The sequence below is a fragment of the Marinomonas sp. 63XJN7_7_ISO-PGPR-S23-202 genome, from assembly GCF_056173505.1.
Map to the genome: position 1 here is coordinate 1 of NZ_CM149677.1, position 22,690 is coordinate 22,690.

General features: G+C 45.6%; 22 protein-coding genes. 8 read left to right on the plus strand and 14 right to left on the minus strand.

What is annotated here, in order from left to right; genetic code table 11:
* The 5 genes from dnaA (at position 1) to AC0VYG_RS00025 (ending at position 7,407) form a co-directional block, all read left to right on the plus strand.
* Complete coding sequence (gene dnaA / locus AC0VYG_RS00005; protein ID WP_475430322.1) at positions 1–1,548, plus strand: chromosomal replication initiator protein DnaA; 1,548 nt, start codon at positions 1–3, stop codon at positions 1,546–1,548.
* Positions 1,549–1,580: 32 nt separating this feature from the next.
* On the plus strand, positions 1,581–2,681 hold the full coding sequence (dnaN, locus tag AC0VYG_RS00010; RefSeq protein ID WP_067011793.1) for a DNA polymerase III subunit beta: 1,101 nt from the start codon (positions 1,581–1,583) through the stop codon (positions 2,679–2,681).
* 78 nt (positions 2,682–2,759) lie between these two features.
* Positions 2,760–3,866 (plus strand): DNA replication/repair protein RecF, encoded by a 1,107-nt coding sequence (recF, locus tag AC0VYG_RS00015; RefSeq protein WP_067011795.1) that lies wholly within the window; start codon positions 2,760–2,762, stop codon positions 3,864–3,866.
* On the plus strand, positions 3,867–6,290 hold the full coding sequence (gene gyrB / locus AC0VYG_RS00020) for a DNA topoisomerase (ATP-hydrolyzing) subunit B (protein WP_475430323.1): 2,424 nt from the start codon (positions 3,867–3,869) through the stop codon (positions 6,288–6,290).
* Positions 6,291–6,627: 337 nt separating this feature from the next.
* Positions 6,628–7,407: an SDR family NAD(P)-dependent oxidoreductase gene (locus AC0VYG_RS00025; protein ID WP_475430324.1), complete on the plus strand. Its 780-nt coding sequence runs from the start codon at positions 6,628–6,630 to the stop codon at positions 7,405–7,407.
* A 264-nt stretch (positions 7,408–7,671) separates the two neighbouring features.
* Here AC0VYG_RS00025 and AC0VYG_RS00030 read toward each other — a convergent pair whose 3' ends face one another.
* Together AC0VYG_RS00030 and AC0VYG_RS00035 are read right to left on the minus strand one after the other, a co-directional pair.
* Positions 7,672–8,499, minus strand: a complete 828-nt coding sequence (locus AC0VYG_RS00030) for a sulfite exporter TauE/SafE family protein (RefSeq protein ID WP_475430325.1) — start codon at positions 8,497–8,499, stop codon at positions 7,672–7,674.
* A 322-nt stretch (positions 8,500–8,821) separates the two neighbouring features.
* Entirely contained in the window at positions 8,822–9,667 is an 846-nt protein-coding gene (locus AC0VYG_RS00035; RefSeq protein ID WP_475430326.1) for an SDR family oxidoreductase, read from the minus strand.
* 84 nt (positions 9,668–9,751) lie between these two features.
* Here AC0VYG_RS00035 and AC0VYG_RS00040 point away from each other — a divergent pair, with 84 nt between their 5' ends.
* Positions 9,752–10,180, plus strand: a complete 429-nt coding sequence (locus tag AC0VYG_RS00040) for a winged helix-turn-helix transcriptional regulator (RefSeq protein WP_475430327.1) — start codon at positions 9,752–9,754, stop codon at positions 10,178–10,180.
* A gap of 55 nt (positions 10,181–10,235) precedes the next feature.
* Here the strand turns inward: AC0VYG_RS00040 and gmhB are convergent, their stop codons facing one another.
* The 8 genes from gmhB to def all read right to left on the minus strand — a co-directional run bounded on the left by gmhB (position 10,236) and on the right by def (position 17,776).
* On the minus strand, positions 10,236–10,793 hold the full coding sequence (gene gmhB, locus AC0VYG_RS00045) for a D-glycero-beta-D-manno-heptose 1,7-bisphosphate 7-phosphatase (protein ID WP_475430328.1): 558 nt from the start codon (positions 10,791–10,793) through the stop codon (positions 10,236–10,238).
* Between the two features lie 56 nt (positions 10,794–10,849).
* Positions 10,850–11,323 carry a Cys-tRNA(Pro) deacylase gene (ybaK, locus tag AC0VYG_RS00050; RefSeq protein WP_475430329.1) on the minus strand — a complete coding sequence of 158 codons (474 nt, stop codon included), beginning with the start codon at positions 11,321–11,323 and terminating at the stop codon, positions 10,850–10,852.
* Between the two features lie 59 nt (positions 11,324–11,382).
* Positions 11,383–12,831 carry a TrkH family potassium uptake protein gene (locus AC0VYG_RS00055; protein ID WP_475430330.1) on the minus strand — a complete coding sequence of 483 codons (1,449 nt, stop codon included), beginning with the start codon at positions 12,829–12,831 and terminating at the stop codon, positions 11,383–11,385.
* A gap of 88 nt (positions 12,832–12,919) precedes the next feature.
* Complete coding sequence (gene trkA, locus AC0VYG_RS00060; RefSeq protein WP_475430331.1) at positions 12,920–14,293, minus strand: Trk system potassium transporter TrkA; 1,374 nt, start codon at positions 14,291–14,293, stop codon at positions 12,920–12,922.
* 107 nt (positions 14,294–14,400) lie between these two features.
* Positions 14,401–14,598: a hypothetical protein gene (locus tag AC0VYG_RS00065; protein ID WP_475449883.1), complete on the minus strand. Its 198-nt coding sequence runs from the start codon at positions 14,596–14,598 to the stop codon at positions 14,401–14,403.
* A gap of 145 nt (positions 14,599–14,743) precedes the next feature.
* Positions 14,744–16,141: a 16S rRNA (cytosine(967)-C(5))-methyltransferase RsmB gene (gene rsmB, locus AC0VYG_RS00070; protein WP_475430332.1), complete on the minus strand. Its 1,398-nt coding sequence runs from the start codon at positions 16,139–16,141 to the stop codon at positions 14,744–14,746.
* 5 nt (positions 16,142–16,146) lie between these two features.
* Positions 16,147–17,145: a methionyl-tRNA formyltransferase gene (gene fmt, locus AC0VYG_RS00075; protein WP_475430333.1), complete on the minus strand. Its 999-nt coding sequence runs from the start codon at positions 17,143–17,145 to the stop codon at positions 16,147–16,149.
* A 124-nt stretch (positions 17,146–17,269) separates the two neighbouring features.
* Positions 17,270–17,776 (minus strand): peptide deformylase, encoded by a 507-nt coding sequence (def, locus tag AC0VYG_RS00080; protein WP_475430334.1) that lies wholly within the window; start codon positions 17,774–17,776, stop codon positions 17,270–17,272.
* 297 nt (positions 17,777–18,073) lie between these two features.
* Between def and dprA the strand changes: the two genes are divergently transcribed.
* Positions 18,074–19,504 carry a DNA-processing protein DprA gene (gene dprA / locus AC0VYG_RS00085; RefSeq protein ID WP_475430335.1) on the plus strand — a complete coding sequence of 477 codons (1,431 nt, stop codon included), beginning with the start codon at positions 18,074–18,076 and terminating at the stop codon, positions 19,502–19,504.
* 78 nt (positions 19,505–19,582) lie between these two features.
* Here the strand turns inward: dprA and AC0VYG_RS00090 are convergent, their stop codons facing one another.
* Positions 19,583–20,002: an RNA-binding S4 domain-containing protein gene (locus AC0VYG_RS00090; protein ID WP_475430336.1), complete on the minus strand. Its 420-nt coding sequence runs from the start codon at positions 20,000–20,002 to the stop codon at positions 19,583–19,585.
* Positions 20,003–20,047: 45 nt separating this feature from the next.
* Between AC0VYG_RS00090 and cysQ the strand changes: the two genes are divergently transcribed.
* Positions 20,048–20,899, plus strand: coding sequence for a 3'(2'),5'-bisphosphate nucleotidase CysQ (cysQ, locus tag AC0VYG_RS00095; RefSeq protein WP_475430337.1), 852 nt, complete (start codon positions 20,048–20,050; stop codon positions 20,897–20,899).
* A gap of 289 nt (positions 20,900–21,188) precedes the next feature.
* Here the strand turns inward: cysQ and AC0VYG_RS00100 are convergent, their stop codons facing one another.
* Genes AC0VYG_RS00100 through AC0VYG_RS00110 form a run of 3 tightly spaced genes read right to left on the minus strand, consistent with a single transcriptional unit; the run spans position 21,189 to position 22,573 of the window.
* The gene (locus tag AC0VYG_RS00100) at positions 21,189–21,770 is read right to left on the minus strand and encodes a DUF4865 family protein (protein ID WP_475430338.1); all 582 of its coding nucleotides are present in this window, start codon (positions 21,768–21,770) and stop codon (positions 21,189–21,191) included.
* A gap of 18 nt (positions 21,771–21,788) precedes the next feature.
* A complete protein-coding gene (locus AC0VYG_RS00105; protein WP_475430339.1) occupies positions 21,789–22,181 on the minus strand; it encodes a tautomerase family protein in 393 nt (130 codons plus the stop codon).
* Positions 22,181–22,573: a carboxymuconolactone decarboxylase family protein gene (locus tag AC0VYG_RS00110; RefSeq protein WP_475430340.1), complete on the minus strand. Its 393-nt coding sequence runs from the start codon at positions 22,571–22,573 to the stop codon at positions 22,181–22,183. The genes AC0VYG_RS00105 and AC0VYG_RS00110 overlap by 1 nt, the downstream gene beginning before the upstream one ends.
* Positions 22,574–22,690: the final 117 nt, after the last annotated feature.

Genomic DNA, 22,690 nt, shown 5'->3' on the forward strand with positions numbered 1-22,690 from the left:
GTGTCTTTGGAGCATTGGAATCTTTGTCTGCAGCGCTTGCAGGAGGAGTTTTCCACATCGCAGTTCAATACTTGGATTCGTCCATTGCAGGCAGAAATAACGCCTAATGGGGAATTATGCCTTCGCGCGCCGAATCGTTTTGTGTTGGATTGGGTGAGTAACAAATATCAAACGCGTATTAAAGAACTCTTATCCGAGTTTGCTGGGAGTGATCCTGCCGCTACTTTACGCTTTGCCGTAAAAGAGCAGAACTTCGCTCAGGCAAATCAGGCACCGCCGCCCCCTCCTACTCCCGTTGAGCCCGTATCCAGTCCGTTAAATAATGATGTGGCTAATGAGTCTGGCTATCGTCCAGGTTTTGGTTTGATGGATGGTGAACAGAGTCAACATGCGGATTTGGAATTTGAAGCGCCACTAACCTTGTCGGATACAGGCTTACGCGAAAGCGATTTAGAGCCGTACGAGCAAGGCCAGTTACCCCTTACTCCTCCTAATCGAAAAGTGGAAGTAGAAGGCGGTATCAATCACGGGGCGAATCTGAATAACTCTTTTACCTTTGACAACTTCGTTGAAGGGAAATCCAACCAATTGGCTCATGCGGCCGCGTTACAAGTCGCTGAAAACCCTGGCGGAGCCTATAACCCCCTCTTTATATACGGCGGCGTTGGTTTGGGTAAAACCCACTTAATGCAAGCGGTGGGAACCAAGTTAATGCACCACAATCCGAATGCGAAGGTCGTGTATCTGCATTCAGAGCGGTTTGTGGCGGACATGGTTAAGGCATTACAGCTGAACGCTATTAACGACTTTAAGCGCTATTATCGCTCGGTCGATGCGTTACTGATTGACGATATTCAGTTTTTTGCGGGTAAAGATCGTACTCAAGAAGAGTTTTTCCACACCTTTAATGCCTTATTGGAAGGGGGACAACAGATGATTCTCACCTGTGACCGTTATCCAAAAGAGATTCAAGGGTTAGAAGATCGTCTTAAGTCCCGTTTTGGCTGGGGATTGACGGTGGCGATTGAACCACCAGAATTAGAGACACGTGTGGCTATTTTGATGCGTAAAGCGGACGAAAGCGGCGTGAAGTTATCTTACGAGTCGGCTTTCTTTATTGCTCAGAAGATTCGTTCTAATGTGCGAGAATTAGAAGGTGCATTAAAACGTGTCATTGCCAACTCGCATTTTACGGGTCGAGCGATTACACCCGATTTCGTAAGAGAGTCATTAAAAGATCTTTTGGCCTTGCAAGACAAGTTGGTGAACATTGATAATATCCAACGCATCGTGGCTGAGTACTACAAGATCAAAATCAGCGATTTGTTGTCAAAACGTCGCAGCCGGTCTGTGGCCCGTCCTCGTCAGGTGGCCATGTCTTTAGCGAAAGAACTGACAAACCATAGTCTGCCAGAAATTGGCGATGCCTTTGGTGGTCGCGATCATACGACAGCACTGCACGCGATTCGTAAGATCAAAGAACTTCAAGACACGGATTCGGATATCCGTGAAGACTACAAACAATTGATGCGAATTTTGACGACCTGATGGTCTAAGACTTTGATTTAACGGGGAAAATAATGAAATTTTCAGTTGTCCGAGAGACACTTCTTAAGCCACTCCAACTGGTGGCAGGCGTTGTAGAGCGCAAACAGACTATGCCTGTTTTGGCCAATGTGTTGGTCGAAGTCAAAGATCAAACATTGACCCTGACTGGCTCTGACTCGGAAGTAGAATTGATTGGTCATGTGACCTTAGATGAGTGTGAAGAAGGCCGCATTACCGTACCGGCTCGTAAGCTAATGGACATTTGTAAGAGCTTGCCCGATAGTGCGGTGATTGAATTTACTTTGGATGATCAAAAAGCCGTTATTCGTTCAGGCCGCTCTCGTTTTAGCTTGTCCACCTTACCCGCCGATGAATTCCCGAACATTAAAGACATGCAAGGCGAATTGACCGTTTCTGTGGCGCAAAACAAAGTACGTCGTTTGATTGAGCGTACCGGATTTGCCATGGCCAACCAAGATGTACGTTATTACTTAAACGGCATGTTGTTTGAAGTGGCCGATGGTCAGCTTCGTGCGGTCTCAACCGACGGTCACCGTCTGGCAACGGCGGTGGAAGATGCTCAAGTCAGTGGCGATCTCACTCAAGTGATCGTACCTCGTAAAGGCGTGTTGGAATTGAATCGTTTGCTAAACGACAGCGATGACACGGTTGAGCTCACGATTGGTACCAACCATATTCGTGCTCGTGTGGCGGAATACGTTTTCACTTCGAAATTGGTTGATGGCAAGTTTCCAGATTATCATCGGGTTATTCCACAAAAGAACGAAAAAATTGTCATTGCTGATCGTTCGGAATTGCGCCAAGTCTTCTTGCGTGCCTCAATTTTGTCGAATGAAAAATACCGTGGTGTGCGTTTGATTTTATCGAATGGCATGTTGCAAGTGTATGCAAACAACCCTGAGCAGGAAGAGGCGGAAGAGTCCGTCTTGGTGCAATATCAGGGCGATAAACTGGAAGTCGGCTTCAATGTGGGTTACTTGCTAGATGTTTTGGGCGTGTTAGATTCGCAAGAAGTGCGTTTGTCACTCAGTGACTCTAACACCAGCAGTGCTTTGATCGAAGAAGCACAAAGCCATGCAGCACAATACGTTGTGATGCCTATGCGTTTGTAATTCACCCCGTGATTCCTCGCACTGAAACCTGCTTGCCAAGGCAAGCGGGTTCTCTTTTCTTTGATTTAGGTTAGTCCTATGCCGCTGGTTCGTTTGGACATCTCTCATGTTCGTAACCTCGCGAGTGTGCGTTTTGAGCCCTCTTCTCAGGTGAATATTATTATTGGTGAGAATGGCAGCGGCAAAACGTCCGTATTAGAAGCCATCCACCTACTCTCGTTTGGGCGCTCTTTTCGTAGTCACAAACACAAAACCTATATTCAGCATGAGCAAGATTCTTGCCTGGTGTTTGCGCAACTTCACAATGAGCATGGCCGCCCTACGCCCGTTGGCTTACAGCGCCATCGGGATGGTCAAATCGAGGTGCGTATTCAAGGAGAACGGGCACAGTCTGTGATCGAACTGGCAGAACGTCTTCCTGTGCAGCTGATTAACCCCGATGCCTTTCGATTATTAGAAGGATCCCCCAGTGTTCGACGCCAATTTATTGACTGGGGCGTGTTCCATTTTGATGGGAGCTTTATTCGTGCCTGGCGAGGTTGGCAAAAAGCATTAAAACAGCGGAATACCTTGCTCAGACGTGGTAAAATCTCCCCTAGTTTGCTGGCGGCTTTCGATCAGGAATTAATCCGTCTTGGTGAGCAAGTGAATGGGTCGCGAAAAGCCTATGTAGAGCGCTTAACGCCGTACTTTTTGCAGGTATTGTCAGTATTAAATGCCGAGTTGGCCGTGAGTTTGCAGTTCTATCAAGGCTGGGATTCACAAAAGACGCTGCAAATGGCGGTTGAAGCGGGGCGCGAGCGTGATATTGAGTTGGGTTATACCCACTCTGGGCCACAAAGAGCGGACTTACGTGTGAAGAGTGCAGGCGGGGATGCCTTAGACACCCTCTCCCGTGGCCAACAAAAGCTGGTCGTCTCAGCGCTGAAAATTGCCCAAGGGCAATTGCTGATCGAAATGGGTCGGCCACTGGTGTTTTTAGTGGATGATTTACCCGCAGAGTTGGATGCCAACCATCGACAAAAATTGTGTCGTTTGTTGGAGTCGTTAAACAGTCAAATTTTTATTACCAGTGTTGGGCCAGATACCACGGATTTTACGTGGGCCGACACCACAGACGTTCGTCACTTTTCTATGAATAACGGCGAATTGTCCTTATCGAGCAAAGGTTTTCAGGAGAGTTAAATGAGTGAAAATAATTACGATTCGTCCAGTATCAAGGTGCTCAAAGGGCTTGATGCCGTTCGTAAACGTCCCGGTATGTACATCGGTGACACGGACGATGGTACGGGTCTGCACCACATGGTGTTCGAAGTGGTTGATAACTCCATCGATGAAGCCTTAGCAGGCCATTGTGACACCATCACGGTACTGATTCATCCGGACGAATCGATTTCTGTGTCAGACAATGGTCGTGGTATTCCGGTTGATATGCACGAAGAAGAAGGCGTCTCGGCTGCCGAAGTTATCATGACGGTTCTCCATGCTGGTGGTAAGTTTGACGATAACTCATACAAGGTATCGGGTGGTCTTCACGGCGTGGGGGTTTCGGTTGTCAACGCCCTATCCGAAGAACTGACGTTAACCATTCGTAAAAACGACAAAGTCTACGAGCAACATTACAAGCATGGTGTGCCACAAGCGCCTCTTGCGATCATTGGAGACTCGGATGGCAAAGGCACAACGGTTCACTTCAAGCCCTCTGCCGACACCTTTACTAATATCCTGTTCCACTATGACATCTTGGCAAAACGCCTGCGTGAATTATCCTTCTTGAACTCTGGGGTCGCCATCAAATTGAAAGATGAGCGCACTGGTAAAGAAGAATTCTTTAACTATGAAGGTGGGCTACGTTCTTTTGTTGAGCATTTGAACACCAATAAAACTCCGATTAATGACATCTTCCACTTTATCTGCCAGCGTGATGACCTAGAAGACGGCATCGCCGTAGAGGTGGCACTACAGTGGAACGAAGGTTTCCAAGAAAACATCTATTGTTACACCAACAACATCCCACAACGTGACGGTGGTACTCACTTAGCGGGCTTCCGTGGTGCCTTGACGCGTACCTTGAATAACTTTATCGAATCTGAAGGCCTGGCGAAGAAACAAAAAGTTGCCACCACTGGGGACGACAGCCGTGAAGGCTTGACCGCCATTGTATCGGTAAAAGTTCCTGATCCGAAGTTCTCTTCTCAGACCAAAGACAAGCTTGTTTCGTCCGAAGTAAAAACCGCTGTAGAACAGGAAATGAGTAAGCGTTTTGCTGAATACCTGCTTGAAAAGCCAAACGAAGCGAAAATCATCGTCAATAAGATGATTGATGCCGCCCGTGCCCGTGAAGCGGCGCGTCGAGCTCGTGATATGACCCGCCGCAAAGGTGCCCTAGACATTGCTGGTTTGCCAGGAAAATTGGCAGACTGTCAAGAGAAAGACCCAGCGCTTTCTGAAATCTACTTAGTGGAGGGTGATTCTGCGGGGGGGTCTGCTAAGCAAGGACGTGATCGTCGTACTCAAGCGATTTTGCCGCTGAAAGGTAAAATTCTGAACGTTGAGAAAGCTCGTTTTGACAAAATGTTGTCCTCTGCCGAAGTGGGCACCCTGATTACCGCCTTGGGTTGTGGTATTGGTCGTGACGAATTTAACGCTGATAAATTACGCTACCACAGCATCGTCATCATGACCGATGCCGACGTGGATGGTTCGCACATTCGAACCCTGCTGTTGACCTTCTTTTTCCGTCAAATGCCAGAAATCATCGAACGTGGTCATATCTTTATTGCCCAGCCACCTCTGTTTAAGATCAAACGTGGTAAGCAAGAGCAATACATCAAAGATGAAGCGGCCATGGAACAATACTTAATTGAAGTGGCGTTAGATGGCGCGCACATGCACGTGAATGAAGAAGCACCAGGAATTCATGGTGAACACCTGACTAAACTGATTCGTGATTACATTAAAATCGAAGCCGATATTGATCGCTTGGCACGTGTGTATCCAAAAGATGTGATGGGTAAGCTTCTGTACTGTAAAGCTCTCACTCAAGAGGATCTCACCAACGAAGAAACAGTGATGGAATGGGTTGAAGCCATTCGTAACCAAATGCCATTGGACGCTCGTACTGGCTTCCGTTTTGATTTCTCCGTTGAGAAAGACACTGAACGTAACTTGTTCTTGCCTGTGGTGGATATCATGTCCCATGGTGTGTCCAACCGTTATCGCTTTGAAGCGCCTTTCTTCAGCTCACCTGAATACAAACGCATTGTCGCCATGTCTGAAACCGTGGAAGAATTGTTTGGTGAAGAATCCTTTATCCAACGGGGCGAGCGTCGCGAAAAAGTATCCACCATTAGCGATATGAAAGCCTGGCTAATGAAAGAAGCGTCCCGTGGTTTAACCACACAGCGTTATAAAGGATTGGGTGAGATGAACGCAGACCAGCTTTGGGAAACCACCATGGACCCAGATGCTCGTCGTATGTTGCGAGTCACCATCGACGACGCCGTCGCCGCTGACCAAATGTTCACTACCCTAATGGGTGATGAAGTAGAACCACGTCGTAACTTTATCCAAGACAACGCCTTAAGTGTCGCTAACTTGGATGTTTAAGGTTTAATCCATTAGTAAAAGCAAAGCCCCTGTTTCACGTGAAATGGGGGCTTTTTGTTTTTGAATTAGCTCAGTTCTGGTTGTAATAAATGTATTACTCTAGAACTCAAGACAATTCCGTCTTGATATCATTTCTCTTCATACAGCCTTTCTTTAAACATTACGACCGATAAAATCCGTCATTTATGTTAGTCATTATATTCCATCAAAATAACCACCAAAATGAATCTTCTGTGCACTTACGTGGGCGTGTCTTGCTTTCATTTTGGTGTTGCGCGAGGCTTTTAGAACTGAGTATTCAGTCCGGTCCATTCAAAGGAAAGATTCAAAGGAGAGTATGATGAAGATTGATTTTACAGGTAAAACGGCATTGGTAACGGGATCGACTCAAGGGATTGGGTTTGCCACGGCTAAGTTGTTACAGGAATCTGGCGCGACGGTAATCGTTAATGGACGGTCCGAAGAGAAAACACAGCAAGCGGCACAGCGCTTGGGTGGAAATACCCGAGGTATTGCGGCGGATCTTGGTTCTAGCGAAGGCTGCCAAGCTTTGGTCGAGGCAGCGGGTGATGTGGATATTCTGGTCAATAATGCCGGTATTTTTGGGATGAAAGACTTTTTCGAAACCGATGATGAGGTTTGGGACGAATACTGGCAAGTCAATGTGATGAGCGCTGTGCGTCTGTCCCGTGCGTTTGCTCCCGCTATGATGAAAAAAGGCTGGGGACGCATTGTGATATTGGCCTCTGAATCGGCCTTTAATATTCCTTATGACATGATCCATTATGGCGTCACCAAAACAGCTGATGTGTCCTTTGCTCGTGGTTTGGCAAAGCGCCTAGCGGGTACAGGGGTGACGGTAAACTCTGTTTTACCTGGCCCGACCATGTCGGATGGCGTCGAAAACATGTTATCGGGTCCAGCAAAAGAAAGTGGTAAATCCATTGATGAAGTGGCGGCTGATTTTGTCATGCAAGCTCGCCCCAGCTCGATTATTCAACGCATGGCATCGGTGGAAGAAGTGGCGAATATGATTGTTTATGTGTGCTCTGATCTATCGTCTGCCACAACGGGCGCCAGCCTTCGTGTCGATGGTGGGGTGATGGATACGTTATAAAAGACATTCTGATCTCATTGCAGTGCATCACGATTTAAGTCGCTGACATCACACATCATTAATAAGCCATTCGATTGTTTTGAATGGTTTAATTAGATGGTCTGTCTCTTCCCAAAGCTATGCTTAGGATAGCCTTTGGGAAGAGTCGAACCATTGTGCCTGCTATTAAAGTCATTGGAATCGATTTAGGTAACTCTTCAAAGAGGATAAACCCAAATGACTCCAAAGCCTCCGAAACATCTGTTTTATTACGCTTTTGCTCGCTTAAAGTATCCCTGAAACTTGAATTAACATGCGTGCTCCAGTGATAAATAACACCACGGCGAAGGCGCGTTTGAGGGATTGTTGATTCAGCCTAGCGGCGATTTTCGCACCAACGGGAGCGAATAATATAGTTAATGGGATAATGAAGACAAAGGCGGGAATATTAACTAATCGCCAAGTACCGATCGGCGCGTCTGCGGGTGTTTGCCCTATGGCCAGCAAGGTTATAACACCAGGTAAGGCGATCAGTAAACTAAAGGCAGCGGCGGTGCCGACCGCTTTATGAGTTGAAACATTGCAGCTGGTCAGTAAAGGAACACCTATGGTCCCACCACCGATGCCAACCATAACGGACAATCCTCCCACTATAAGGGCCATAATCACTTGCCCTATTTTCCCTGGTAATGATTGAACCAGTGCGGACGATTTGGCTCGAAAAAGCATGTTTAGACTGATAAAAATGGCGATGATACTGAACATCCAAGTCAAGAAGTCACCAGAAACTCGAGTGGAAAGATAACTTCCTATAACGGAGGCTACTAGTATGAATCCGCCCCAAAATTTTAATAATGCGACATCAACATTGCCTTTTTTATGATGTGATCGAATAGACGAAATGGCCGTTGGCACAATGGTTGCCAGACTGGTCGCGGTTGCTATCGCCATAGCGGAGTTGGGGCTGACGCCAAAGTGTTGTAATAAAAAATACAATACAGGCACAATGACAATTCCGCCGCCCACACCAAATAAGCCTGCTAAAATTCCCGCTAGCACCCCAGTCCCCATAAGAGCTAGACCGATAGGCCATATCGACATAAGTTGATCCATTTTGATTTCCTATATTGTTCAAATATATGCTTTATTGGATTCTATGACCTTAAAGACCAAGAGCGCAACCATCCTTACGTGGTTCGGAACCACCGAGTAAGGTGCCTTTCTCCCAGTCAATAAAGATGGCCTGAGCACCACCGATAGGTGTTTCTGCTGGCACTATATGAAAGCCTCTTTGCTCCAATAGGCGCTGTGTTGACAATGAATAATGAGGCAACAGTTTTATTTATTTTAAGAAAATAGGAACAATAAGAGAGTCAAAGAGCCACTTTGTGTTAAGACGTGGCTCTTTTTGTTGCTAGTGGTAAGCGTTTAGCGTTTAAAGTGCGGCTTTGATACTGTCTTCGATGGGAGTCGTCGGATGGCCGATGAGAGTAGATAGATCTTTGCTGTCGCTAAATAATCCACCTTGAGAAGCGCCTGTTTCTGAATTCGCTAGAATGGCAGCAAAGCCTTCTGGTAAACCAGCACCAACCAAAATTTTAGTGTATTCGGCTTCTGGGACATTTTGGTAAGCGACAGTTTTACCTGATACCTTGTTAATAGCTGCGGCGTACTCGCTGAGCGTAAAAGCGTTATCACCAGCCAATTCATATACTTTGCCTGCTTGACCTTCTTTAACCAATACGGCTGCCGCTGCGGCCGCGTAGTCTGCACGCGCTGCAGTAGACAGTTTCCCATCTCCAGCGCAGCCAACGACGCCATATTCTAGGGCTGTCGCGACGCCCATGGTGTAGTTTTCTGAATACCAACCATTGCGAAGCAATACATAAGGTACGCCAGAGTCTGCTAACAGTTTTTCGGTTGCAACGTGTTCTTCTGCCAGAATAAGCGTGGATGTATCGGCATTCAAAATACTGGTGTAAGCAATGAGTGATACCCCTGTTTGTTTGGCGGCATCGATAACATTGCGGTGTTGAGGTGTGCGTTGTCCTACTTCGCTAGAAGATATCAATAGTACTTTATCTACTCCTTCCATGGCGGCGACAAGTGAATCAAAATCGTTGTAATCGGCCTGACGAACCTGAATGCCCTTTTCTGCTAAATCTGCGTTTTTCTCTGGGTTTCGAACCGCGGCAATGATTTGATTTGCTGGGGTGGTTTTCAACAAGTTATCAATCACCAAACGGCCTAATTGACCAGAAGCGCCTGTAATTAACATCATGGTTTTTCTCCTTTTCGTTTGAATCTGTTAAGGATAGAATATATCACTAACAAACTTTTGGTAAGTACATACAAAAAGGTAAGTATGAAAAATAATTCGATCCCTCATTCAACAAAGGAAAACAAAGCAGTAGCGAAAAGCAAAGACATGGCCCATTTGTTTGAACGGGGGGATGTGTTTTCGGATAAGTGCCCTTCCCGCGCGGTGCTCAATCATGTGACCAGCCGTTGGGGGGTGTTGGTATTGGTGGCATTAAAAGATGGTCAAACTCATCGCTTTAGTGAATTGCGCCGTGCGATTAACGGAGTGAGTGAGAAAATGCTCGCCCAGACATTGCAGACGTTAGAGCACGATGGCTTTGTTCTGCGGACATCTTACCCTGTTGTTCCGCCCCATGTGGAATACAGTTTGACCACTTTGGGTGTTGAAGTCAGTGAGCGTGTCGCGGCATTAGTGAATTGGTTAGAGGATAATATTCTTCTTATTCTAGAGGGAAAATCTCAAACACAGTGAAGATATTGGTCAATTAGAGACAGAGTAAATACTTACTTACTCTGTCTCTTTTTACTTATTGGTATTTATGTAAAGTTGAGATGGCAAACGCAGATAAGTCTGTATAAACGTCGAAATAAAAATCGATGTCTTTGTATTGCGTTTCACGTCCATTCCCTGTGAGTACCAGTACGGGAGAACAGCCCCGTGCCTTGCCCGCTTCTAAGTCGCGTAGTGAGTCGCCGACCATAATGGCGGGGGTGGTTTCGAAGGATAGCCCAAGTTTGGTTTCAATGGCTTCAATCATGCCGCTCTTTGGTTTGCGGCAATTGCAGTGGTCATCAGGACCATGCGGACAATATTCGATGCCAGCGATCGTGCCACCCTCTGCTTCTACTAATTGAATCATTTTGTCGTGCATGGCTTGTAATGTCGCTTCGTCATAATAGCCACGTGCAATGCCTGATTGGTTGGTGACCACAAAGACCTGAAATCCGGATTTGGACAAGGCGGCAATAGATTTGATACTGCCTGGTAGTGGGATCCATTCGTCAACAGACTTCACATAAGCATCGGAGTCCTGATTAATGACACCATCTCGGTCTAGTAGAATAATCGGCTTAACTTGCGCCATGTTATGTCCTTTCGCTGTTTGTTGAGTAAAATAAATACGTTCTCTTTGAGACTATGCTATTGGTTATCACGAATGTTGGCGAAGCTGGCTTTGCGACATGCCAAGCTTAAATCAATGGGAGCTAGGCCTATGTCTAAGCCACGCTTGCCGCCGCTCACATACACTTTTTCCAGTGCTTGAGCGCTGTCGTCAATGCAGGTGGTTAAGCTTTTCTTTTGCCCTATCGGACTAATCCCACCGACCAGATACCCCGTGAGTCGTTCTGCTTCTTTGGGATCTGCCATACGAAGCTTTTTAACCTTGAAAGCTGCTGCTGCACGTTTTAGGTTTAAGGTACCAGTGACAGGAACAATCGCAACAAAAAACTGTTTGTCATCGCTCACCAATAAGGTTTTAAACACACTGTTTGCATCGATGTTGAGCTTCTCGGCGGCTTCCTCTCCAAAATTGGTGCAATTTGGATCGTGTTCGTATTCGTGCAGTGAGAAGTCGATTTTTAGCTTCTTCAATTGATTGATGGCTGGTGTCATTTGCTTTCCTATCTATTCTTTTACTAACTTTTCTCTTGTCATGCTAATCCATGTAACCGTTACTTTTGCCAAAACATTGGTGTGAATAATACCAGCAAAGTGAAGACTTCTAAGCGTCCGAGTAACATGGCAAAGCACAGCATCCATTTTGCCGTATCGTTGATGCCTGCATAAGTGCTAGAGACACTGCCTAAACCGGGACCTAAGTTGTTGAGTGTCGCTGCTACAGCAGACCATGCGGTTACTTGATCAACACCAGTTGCCATTAGACCGACCATCAGTATGACATACACCAATAGATAGGCAGAAAAGAATCCCCATACAGCGGAGACCACTCGTTCCGGAACGGCTTTACCGCCGACCTTCACAGGAATGATCGCGTTGGGGTGGATTAAACGCTGGATCTCTCGTAGACCCTGCTTAAGGATTAGGAGAATACGGATGACCTTCATTCCTCCCCCTGTGGAACTGGCACAGCCGCCAGCAAAGGAAGTGATGATCAATAAGAAAGGTAAAAAGTGCGGCCAAGTGGCGAAATTGGCTGTGCCAAAGCCTGAAGTGGTGGCAATGGAAACCGACTCAAAGACAGCGTAGCGTAGTGACGTGCCCCAATCATAGGTTGAGGTCATTCCTAATACGATCACTGATAAGGTGATGGTACAGGCCAAAATAAATAAGAAGAAGCGCGCTTCTGGATCCGCCAAATAGTGCCAAACGCTTTTATGGCGCCATGCCTGAAAATGTAATGCGAAGTTAAAAGCGGAGACGATCATGAAAAAGGTGGCGATCATCTCAATGCTAATGCTATTAAAATAGCCAATACTATCGTCGTGTGTCGAGAAGCCACCAATCGCTACGGTAGAAAAGCTATGGCAAATGGCATCGAATACATCCATGCCCGCCAACCAATATCCCAGAGCACAGAGGATGGTTAGTGTGGCATAGATGTACCACAGTGCTTTGGCGGTTTCGGCAATGCGGGGGGTTAATTTCGAGTCTTTAACGGGCCCTGGTGTCTCGGCTCGATAGAGCTGCATTCCACCGATTCCTAACATAGGCATGATGGCAACGGCCAATACTATAATCCCCATGCCTCCTAACCAGGTTAACAATTGGCGATATAACAGGATGGATTTAGGCAAATTGTCTATGCCCGTTAGGATAGTGGCCCCTGTGGTGGTGAGACCAGAAACCGACTCAAACAGGGAGTCGGTAAAACTTAGATCCGGCTGCGAGGCGAGAAAGAAAGGCACAGAACCAAACAAGCCTAGTACCGACCAAAATAACACCGTAATTAAAAAGCCATCACGGATTTTCAACTCTCCGCGGTTTTTCCGTACCGGAAACCAAAGCACAAAACCACATAGGAGATTGATGGCCATGGCATATAAAAAAGAGTCTAATTCGCCATCGTGATAAATCAGGGAGACAATAATGGGTGGCAAGATGGATAGGCTGAACACCATGACCAATAACCCAATGACGCGTAAAATCACTCGAAAATGCATACTAGCTTCCTGGCACCTGACTGTCTTGAAAGTTTTACTCTAGGTTTCCTATTGGATGAGTTTCCTTATTTAAGATTCGCTATGCCCCCTAAAAGAAAGACAGCCCAACTTGGAATAACTGTTCAACCGCGGGGATTTGTTTTTTGTTGGAGACAAAGATAATGACATGGTCTTCTGCTTGAATGATGACATCCCCAGTCGCCAAAATCACATCGTCCTCACGAACAATCGCCGCGATAGTTGCGCCCTCCGGTAAGTTCACTTTGGCGATGCTTCTACCGACTACTTTGGAAGAGCGATAGTCACCATGCGCCACCGCTTCCAGAGCCTCTGCTGCCCCTTTTCGCATGGAGTGTACGTTGACCACATCGCCTCGTCGAATATAAGTCAGTAAGGAGCTAATCGTCGTCTGTTGGGGCGAAATAGCGATATCGATCATGCCTTCTTGAACGATGTCCACATAAGCGGGGTTATTGATGATGGTCATAACCGTGCGCACACCCAATACCTTAGCCAGCATGGACGACATGATATTCGCTTCATCGTTGTTGGTCAGCGCGCAGAATACATCAGTAGACTCAATGTTTTCTTCCTGTAGAAGCTCTTTTCTTGAGGCGTCGCCATTTAGCACAATGGTCTTATCCAGTGTTTCGGATAGATAGCGGCAACGCTCTGGATTACGCTCAATGATTTTGACACGATATTCTTTTTCAAGACTGTGGGCGAGACGCTCACCAATGTTACCACCACCAGCGATAATGATACGGCGGTATGGGGTATCAAGGGGACGTAACTCACTCATCACATCCAAAACATCTCGCTGCGCCGTCAGGAAAAATACCTCATCGTTGGCATGAATCCGTGTGTTGCCATCTGGTTTGATCGATGTGCCATCGCGATAAATCGCTGCAATACGTGTCTGAATAGACGGCATATGCTCTCGTAAATAACTGATGGGTTGATCGATCAATGGGCCGCCCTTTTCGGCTTTGATGACCACAAGCTGAACTTTGCCATTGGCAAACTCCATCACCTGTAGTGCGCCGGGGTAACGGATCAAACGGCTTAAATGTTTGGTGACTTCTTTTTCCGGACTGATTCTGACATCGATTGGGAGCGCTTGATCGCTGAATAATTCGGGGTATTTTGCATAAGCACTGGAACGTACTCGACCAATCTTGGTGGGGGTTTTAAACAGAGTGTGAGCCACTTGGCAAGCCACCATATTGGTTTCGTCTTGGTTGCTGACGGCAATAAGCATGTCGGCGTCATTGCACCCTGCCTGCTCGAGCACATCTGGATGCGCGCCACTCCCTTCGACTGTTTGTATATCGAGCCGATCTTGTAATTCTCTAAGGCGGACTAAATCCGTATCAATAACCGTAATGTCGTTGTCTTCATTCGCGAGGTTTTCTGCGAGCGTTGCGCCAACCTGGCCTGCTCCGATAATGATGATTTTCATAGTCTGCCTTAAAGCACGTCTTATTTATATTTTCTAACTTATGGTATTCGTTTATCCGCTTCAGCGGTATCGCATGTATCATGACCTAAGAAGTATAGTGAGTCACGTCATACTTGAGCCATGTTCGTCATACTCTCTATGTTAGGCGCAATGCTCTTTACATCAAAATAATAATTAGCCGTATCAGCTAAAAAAGCACAAAAAAATTCATGATCTTTTTGAATCTCTTCGGGGTTAATTTCCCGCCTCTGGCGGAGTAAACAATGAAACATTGATACCTTGAGAATTGGAGCTGGGTTATTCATTCGAATCCTTCAAGAGCGAAGCAATAAATACCCATTCAAAGATGTTTCATGTGGAACAATTTTGTAGGGTATTTTTAATGGCTTCTTTAGCTGGATTTATTCTTGTCGAGCATGACCTTTAGGCCTTCTAGCTAGGTCTTCTCCTCTAGAGTTTTTTCTGTAACAAACAATAGTAGAATCCATCGTGGCCTTTTATGGTTGGGAAAAGTTGACGGCCATGTTGGACAGCGGTCCCCCACTCAATTTTTAAGTTGTGATTTAGAGTATTCAGTGGCACTTCAATGGCGTCATCATGGGTTGCTAAAAATGTGGTGATTTGCTGTGCGTTTTCTTCCGGCATTAAAGAACAAGTCGCATACAAAAGATAACCATTAGGTTTGAGGGTTTGCCATACCTGATCGATTATGTGTTTTTGAATAGCCGATAATTCATTAATATCGGCTGGCTTACGATTGATCTTAATATCTGGGTTGCGACGAATAACCCCCGTTGCGGAACAAGGGACATCGAGTAGAATTTTGTCAAATGCCTTACCGTCCCACCAAGCGGATAGATCGCTGGCATCCGCACACTGCAAGTTTGCCATGAGTCCAATACGCTCTAAGTTCGCTTCGATTTTTTCTAACCGCCAAGGTTCTAGCTCGATGGCAGTGAGATCAAGAATGGCATCTGTGTTTTGATGGCTGGCGGCAAACTCCAGCAAGTGTCCTGTTTTCCCTCCTGGTGCAGCGCAGGCATCAAGGACTTTCTCTCCCACCTGAGGGGCTAAAATGTGAGCGGCGAGTTGTGCGGATTCATCTTGAACACTGGAAAAGCCTTTTTCGAAATCAGGTAACTCTGTCACTTTTATGGCCGATCTTAGATACAGAGCCGATGGTGAGGCTTGACCAATGGTGGCATCTATTCCCTTTTCTTTTAAGTCTTCAAGATATGTTTCACGTGAAACGGCACTTGTGTTAACACGAACACACATGGGCGGATGGCTGTTACCTGCTTCAATGATTTGTTCAAACTGCTCAGGCCAATGTTTAACAAAGCGTTTAACTAACCATTTTGGATGGTTGTATTCAACAGAAGGCATAGCCTCTAATTGCTCGATAATCTCATCTGCCTCACGTTGATAACGGCGCAAGACAGCATTCATCAATTTGGTCGCCCAGTCTTTTTTTAGTAAACGGCAGGCTTCTACCGTTTCATGTACCGCTGCATGGTCTGGTGTATTCATGTAGCCTAATTGATATAAGCCGAGTAATAAGGTGGCATATAGATCAGTGTCTTTTTCCTCAAAAGGATGACTAAGCAGGTGTAAGGCGATGCTATTGAGAAGAGGATATTGACGGCAAACACCAAAGCACAGCTCTTTAAGCAGTGGAATATGCTCGCTAGAGACATCCTGTTGGTGACGAGCTAATTGCGTACTTAAGGAGCCCTGTTGGCTTAGTACACCGGTGATCACCTGTATGGCGACGAGACGAGCACCGTGTTGGATGGACGTTTCCCCATTGGTATTGTTGTCTGTGACCTTCTTATCAGAATATGTCATGTCATTTACTCTACTGAACTGAGACCTAAGCATTGGCCAATTTGAATGGCTTCTTTGTGTTTACCATTTAATGCGTCTTGGACTTTCATACGCTTGCCGCCTGGGAATTGAATTTCGGTGAGGCGGATGGTGCCATTGCCCGTTGCGACGATCACGCCCTGTTTACTGACCACTAAAATATCACCAGGGGATGAGGTATCAGCGCTCACATCGGCAGGTTCAGCTTGATGAATCTTCATGATGCCTTGGCTACTTTGAGTATAGGCGACAGGCCAAGGAGATAATCCCCGTATTTTACGTTCGATTAATGTTGCTGGTTCATCCCAGTTGATTTCTGCCTCTTGTTTGGTCAGTTTGGCTGCATAACAACTCAGGGCATCATCTTGTTTCTCTGGTGTCAGTTCCCCTATTTTGATTTTTTCCAAAGCATCAATCAGGGCACTGCCGCCGAGTTTGGCCAGTTTGTCATGAAGGCTACCGGAAGTATCGGTGATTTTGATATCGCAGTAGGCTTTTAACAACATGTCTCCCGTGTCTAAGCCTTCATCCATTTGCATGATAGTAATCCCCGTTTCATCATCTCCAGCAATCACAGCACGATGAATGGGAGCGGCACCACGCCAGCGTGGCAAAATGGAACCATGCACGTTAATGCAACCCATTTTTGGGGTATCTAGTACTGCTTTAGGAAGAATGATGCCATAGGCCGCTACAACCATAATGTCGGCATTTAAGGCGGCCAATTCTGCTTTGTCTTTGTCTGCTTTAAAGTTAAGTGGCTGAAAGACAGGAAGGTGATGAGACAAGGCTAATTGTTTCACTGGACTGGCAAGGAGTTTTTGGCCTCGTCCAGCCGGACGATCTGGCTGCGTATAGACACCAACAATGTCGTAATGATTTGCGTCTTTACTGTCTAACAGTGCTTGTAAACTAGCCGCAGCAAAATCTGGCGTGCCGGCAAAGACAATGCGAAGTGGTGAATATTTTATAGTATTTTGCGTCATGATATTTTGTGTTCCTTAACAAAAAAATCAGGCCAAGGCCTGATTTTGAGAACGGTAAAATCGGAGTTAAGCGTTTCGGCTAAGCGCTTTTTAACATCTAGAGAGATGAAACGATGACAAGCAATTAGTCGCGCTTTTTGGCGGCTTTTTGCAGCTTCGTCTTGATACGATTGCGCTTAAGTGGTGATAGGTAATCCACCATCAGCTTGCCGTCTAAGTGATCGACTTCATGCTGAACGCATACCGCAAGCAACTTGTCGACTTCCATTTCAAAAGGTTTGCCATGACGATCTAATGCTTTTACCTTTACTTTTGCCGCACGGTAAATGTGCTCGTAGTACCCTGGAACCGATAAGCAGCCTTCTTGGCACTCGTTTGGTTCATCGTCGATTATCACAAACTCAGGGTTAATGAATACTAAAGGGTCAGTATGATCTTCTGAAAAGTCCATTACGACCAAGCGGTAATGATAGTCTACTTGCGTTGCCGCAAGACCTAAGCCCTTTTGTTCGTACATGGTCTCAAACATGTCGTCGATTTGTTTTTGCAACGCATCAGTAAATTCTGTAATTGGCTCCGCGACTTTGCGCAAACGCGGATCAGGGTATTCTAGTACGGGTAACACAGCCATGATCTTGTCCAGTATCTTCTTTGTCTATTCTAAGTCTCTAAATAATACGCAAGTGCTTTCTGCGTATTCGTTTTTGCGTGCTCATGCACGGTTTTGATATGGCTCTATTGTAACGCAACTTGCCCTATTGGGCAGCGCTATGATGGCGGTTTTTTGGTCAATAAAAAAGAATTGCCACGATAGGGTCTGTCTATTTCTAGACATAACTTCTGAAAAATGCGATTTTCAAGGCCATGCCATAGGATGGCGTCGTTTAGTTTTCTCTTTAGTTTTATACAGCACAAGGATCGCAACAACATGACAGTCTCTCATTTATCCACTTTGCCCTCTTCCCATTCTAATGACACTCCTTCTAGTAACGATGGTTCATTGAATAACCCTTGTGCTTTTCTCAGTGAAGAAGATTGGTTATGTCTGAGTTTTCTTACTGGCATAGGCCCTTCTCGTCTCTCTCGTTTGTACACTTATCTAGAGCAGCTCGCGACAGGTTCGTCTAGCTTCTCTGAATCAACGCTCTCTGAATCAACGCACTTGCCTTGTTCAGGTAATCTATTTGAGAGTGATTTACCAACTGAGTCTGAGCTATCCAGTCAAGACTCTAATCATTCGATTACCTATGAATTATTACGATCTTTAAAGTGGCCAGAAATTACCGCTCGTGAAGCCATGTCCTATCTTGAGCATGGACAACTAACAGAGGAGCAAAATCAAAAACGTGAGGTAAGTTTAGAGTGGCTGGAGAAAGCTGATCATCATATGCTTTTTCAGCATCATCCCGCTTACCCTGATGCGTTAAAACAGATATCGGTGGCACCGACTTTTTTGTATGTAGAAGGGTCTTTGGCTGTTTTGTCTAAGCCAAAAGTTGGCATTGTTGGAGCGCGCCACTGTACTGGCTATGGTCGAGAAGCCACTTTGCAAATTTCTGAACAACTGGCGAAACGCGGTGTTTGTGTGGTCAGTGGTGGGGCTCGTGGCATTGATACGGCTGCCCATCAAGGGGCGCTCAATGCCAAAGCGACGCCGACTATAGCGGTGATGGGAACTGGCTTGCTTCACCGTTATCCTAAGCAAAACACAAAACTGTTTGAGTCGATTCTAATTCAAGGTGGTGTTCTACTGAGTGAATACCCCTTAATGACGGATGTACGTGCTCATCTCTTCCCTCCTAGAAATCGTATCATTAGTGGATTGAGTTCGGGTGTTTTGGTCGCGGAGGCCTCTCCAAAAAGTGGTTCATTGATTAGTGCGAATTACGCCATGCAACAAAATAGAGAAGTGTTTGCTTTACCGGGTCGTGTGGTGGATTCCCAATCGGAAGGGTGTCATCAACTTATTCGCCAAGGGGCCATTTTGATTCGCAATGTTAACGATATTCTTAGTGAGTGCCCTACACTGCTGCAAAATGCCCATGAAGATAAGCAGAATGTTCCACATGGAACATTGGTAAGAAAGCCAAATTCCCATGGCAAAGCCTCTGATCTTAATATGACGGATCAAGATAAACTCGACGGTGATATGAAACGTTCGCTAACCTCCCTGCCGGAGCTGCTTTCAAATGAGGCAAAAAAGGTTGCGACAATATTAGAAGAAGACACCCAAGCTTTGGATTTTGATGCACTGATTCGAGAAACACAATTAACCGCTCAGGCGCTCATGCAAGCCTTGATGGAGTTGGAATTGAGTACCTGCATTGTTAATTATAATGGCAGGTACGAACGCTGTTAGTTACATTGCTATCTATTATGAGGCGTTGGGTTAGTGTGCAGGACGTTGGAGGGGAAAACGTACCAAGAGAAAAGTGCACTAGCCTTGATCGCTGAAAATGTCTTTTTTCAATTGCTTAATATCACGGCGCTCTTTCTTGTTTGGCTTATGGTCTGACATAATTCGACCACCGAAGGATTTGTTTTGAATCGCACGCTTTTCTCTTTTTTCAATGGACTCAGGTGTTTCTTCATAAAGCATTTGTGCTTCTGGTGCCCCGCGACGTTGTTCGCTAATAGCAAGCACTTTGACTACCTTTTCATCCCAGCCTAAGCGCAAGCTAATTAACGCCCCTACTTCCACGTTACGACTTGCTTTACCCTTGGCCCCATTGTAAGTCACCTTGCCGCCATCAATAGCATCCTTACAAAGTGAGCGAGTTTTATAAAAACGCGCGGCCCAAAGCCATTTATCCAATCTAACTGCTTGTGGTGTTGACTGCTTTTCTGCTTTACTCATATGAGACAATATCGATCCAGTTTGTAGTTTATGTTAGAGGCTGTTATGCAGGATGTAAATCATCACCCTTTTTTCCAAGCTCTGCAAAAAATAATACACGATGCCGCCGATGTGATCATGCAAATTTATCAACGTGCGGATCTTGGTGTCGAACAAAAGTCCGACGACAGCCCTGTTACCGCAGCGGATTTGGCTGCGCACAATGTCATACTTGCCGGTTTGCAAACATTGACGCCAGCGATTCCTGTGCTGTCTGAAGAAGGTGTCGCTCCCTATTCCGAACGTTCTAAATGGACGTTACTATGGATCGTTGATCCGTTAGACGGTACCAAAGAATTTATCAAGCGTAATGGTGAGTTCAGCATTAACATCGCGTTGGTTGAAAATGGACAACCGATTCTTGGCATGGTGTATCTACCGACGACTTCCGAGGGTTACTTTGGGGTGACGCAATCGTATCAAGGCTTGCCCATCGGGGCGGTGAAATGGCATGGCAAGGACTTTGAAAGCATTAAAATGCGAGAGCCTCGGGATCCGATCGTTGTGATGACCAGTCGTAGTCATGGACCTGCTTTACCAGCCGATTTAAAAGAAACCCTTAAAGGCGCTTATGATCAAGTGCGTGAGCTCCCTAAAGGCAGCTCGATAAAAGGCTGCCGAATTGCCGAAGGTATTGCTGACCTTCATCTGCGTCGTGGGCCTACCAGCGAATGGGATACGGCGGCACAACAAGCCATCATCGAAGCGGCTGGCGGCATGCTGGTGACACCAGAGGGCAAACCCTTTCGCTATAACCAAAGAGAAACCTTACTCAACGGTCACTTCTTCGTCTCAGGCCGCGAGCTCGCTCCTCATGTGCTGGATTGGTATCAGCGCCATGATAAAGAAGAAGACTAATGACGTTACCTTGACCACTCAATACCCTCAAAGCTTGTTGATTAAATAGATTCTTTATTGGAGTTTTCAGGATAAGTAAGTGTTTACTTATCCTGAATGCATTTGAGTGAAACCTAGATAAATCAATGACCCACTATTTCGGACGAGCTTTAGCCAGAAGAATCAATTGTGCTCTCCTGGCTTTGGATTATCTCATTGTTTCACGTGAAATATTTTTGAGTTGAAAAAGCTTTGGTGCAAGCGTAGGTTTCATTTTACTCTGTCAGCAAAGGTAGAATAAAACGTCTATCTATTGCGCTAAATAACCAATGTGGAACCAATCGCTTGATAAGACGCTTGCCATGTTCTTTGTCTCTACCGTATGGGAAGTCCACAATGTCCAACGTGTTAGTCGCCATTGTTCTGGGTTCAAGCTACTGACATAAGCCACTAGATTGTGCTCTATGGGAGATAAACTATCTATGTCTAGTGCCTTTTCCTGTTCAATAATATCGGCAACCTTTGCCCCTCTGGAGAGGTGAATGACCTCTTTTTTAAGATATCTTGCACTGGTTAGGCTCGCTTTCTTTGCATAAACAATTGGGACCTCATAACTGATTCTAGGGCGCCCAAAGTCTTGCTCTAACTGATGGTATCCTGAGGCTGCAAGAAAAGAGGTCATGCCTTCGTTACTATCCCAAAGATAAAATGGTGCGTACTGGTTTTCTTTAGGGGAACCGAGTTCGCTATCGTTCTTAATTGAATATAAGTACCCTTTAAAGATAAGTTGAGGAAAGCCATTTAATCTATGGCCGTTTTCAGCAATCCGATTACGGATGATTTGCATGTCGTAATTGTCCGGTAAAGTGAAACTGTATTGCATAACAATCATTGTTTCTCTCCTTTAAGGTCAAGGTAAGGTCGCCATTGCACCGTTGCTAAATGACCATTCTTCAATCTGGTTAGTTGAGATGATGATCATCAGGTCGGCTGGATTAAGCCCTACAGAAGCGTGTAGTTTTGCTGATAACGTTTGGTAAAATGTTTCTTTGGTTTTTCTGTCTCTAGGCTTTCCTGCTGTAATGTCAAAAAATAGCCAGTCCCTACTTCGAGTTTGATTTACCGGACAGGCGTAAGCTTTGTCATAAACACGTTGCTCATCGGTGAGGCGGTTTATAATCTGGAAACAGTCTTTTTGAGGAACTAAAAAAGAGTCGGTTAACGCCTCTTGGAGTGATTGAGAGACTTTTTTGACGTAGTCATCTGGCTTATCTGCCGAAATATAAATATGTGTGAATGGCATTACTTACCCTCCTCTGTCTGCTCTTGTTGTTCACCTGCCATATGCTTTTTTAAGCTTGTCAGTCCTGATGCGGCACAAGGCCAGCCGGCATAAAAGGCTAAATGTGTCATGGCTTCAGCAAGCTCTCCTACACTCACCCCATTCTCGATGGCTTTTTGCAGATGAAATGGTTGCTGCTCTGTGCGGTACAAAGCCGTTAATGTGGCAACCGTAATGAGGCTCCGATCTCGTGGACTGAGCTGCGGTCTTTGCCAGACTTGATCGAATAAAACGTCGTCTGTTACCAAGGCAAAGAAAGGAGCGATCTCTCCAAATACTTTTTTTGCTTCTGTGGATTTCCTGATTTTTTTATCGAGAGTTTCTTTATTGAGAGTCGATGATGATTCACCCATGAACTTTTCCTCTAATCAGTGCGCTAATGAGTTGATGTTGGAGAATGAGAATAAGGGTTTTATTAAGTTTAAAAAATCAAAAGATATGGTATTAATAGTCCTGAAAAACAGGATTAT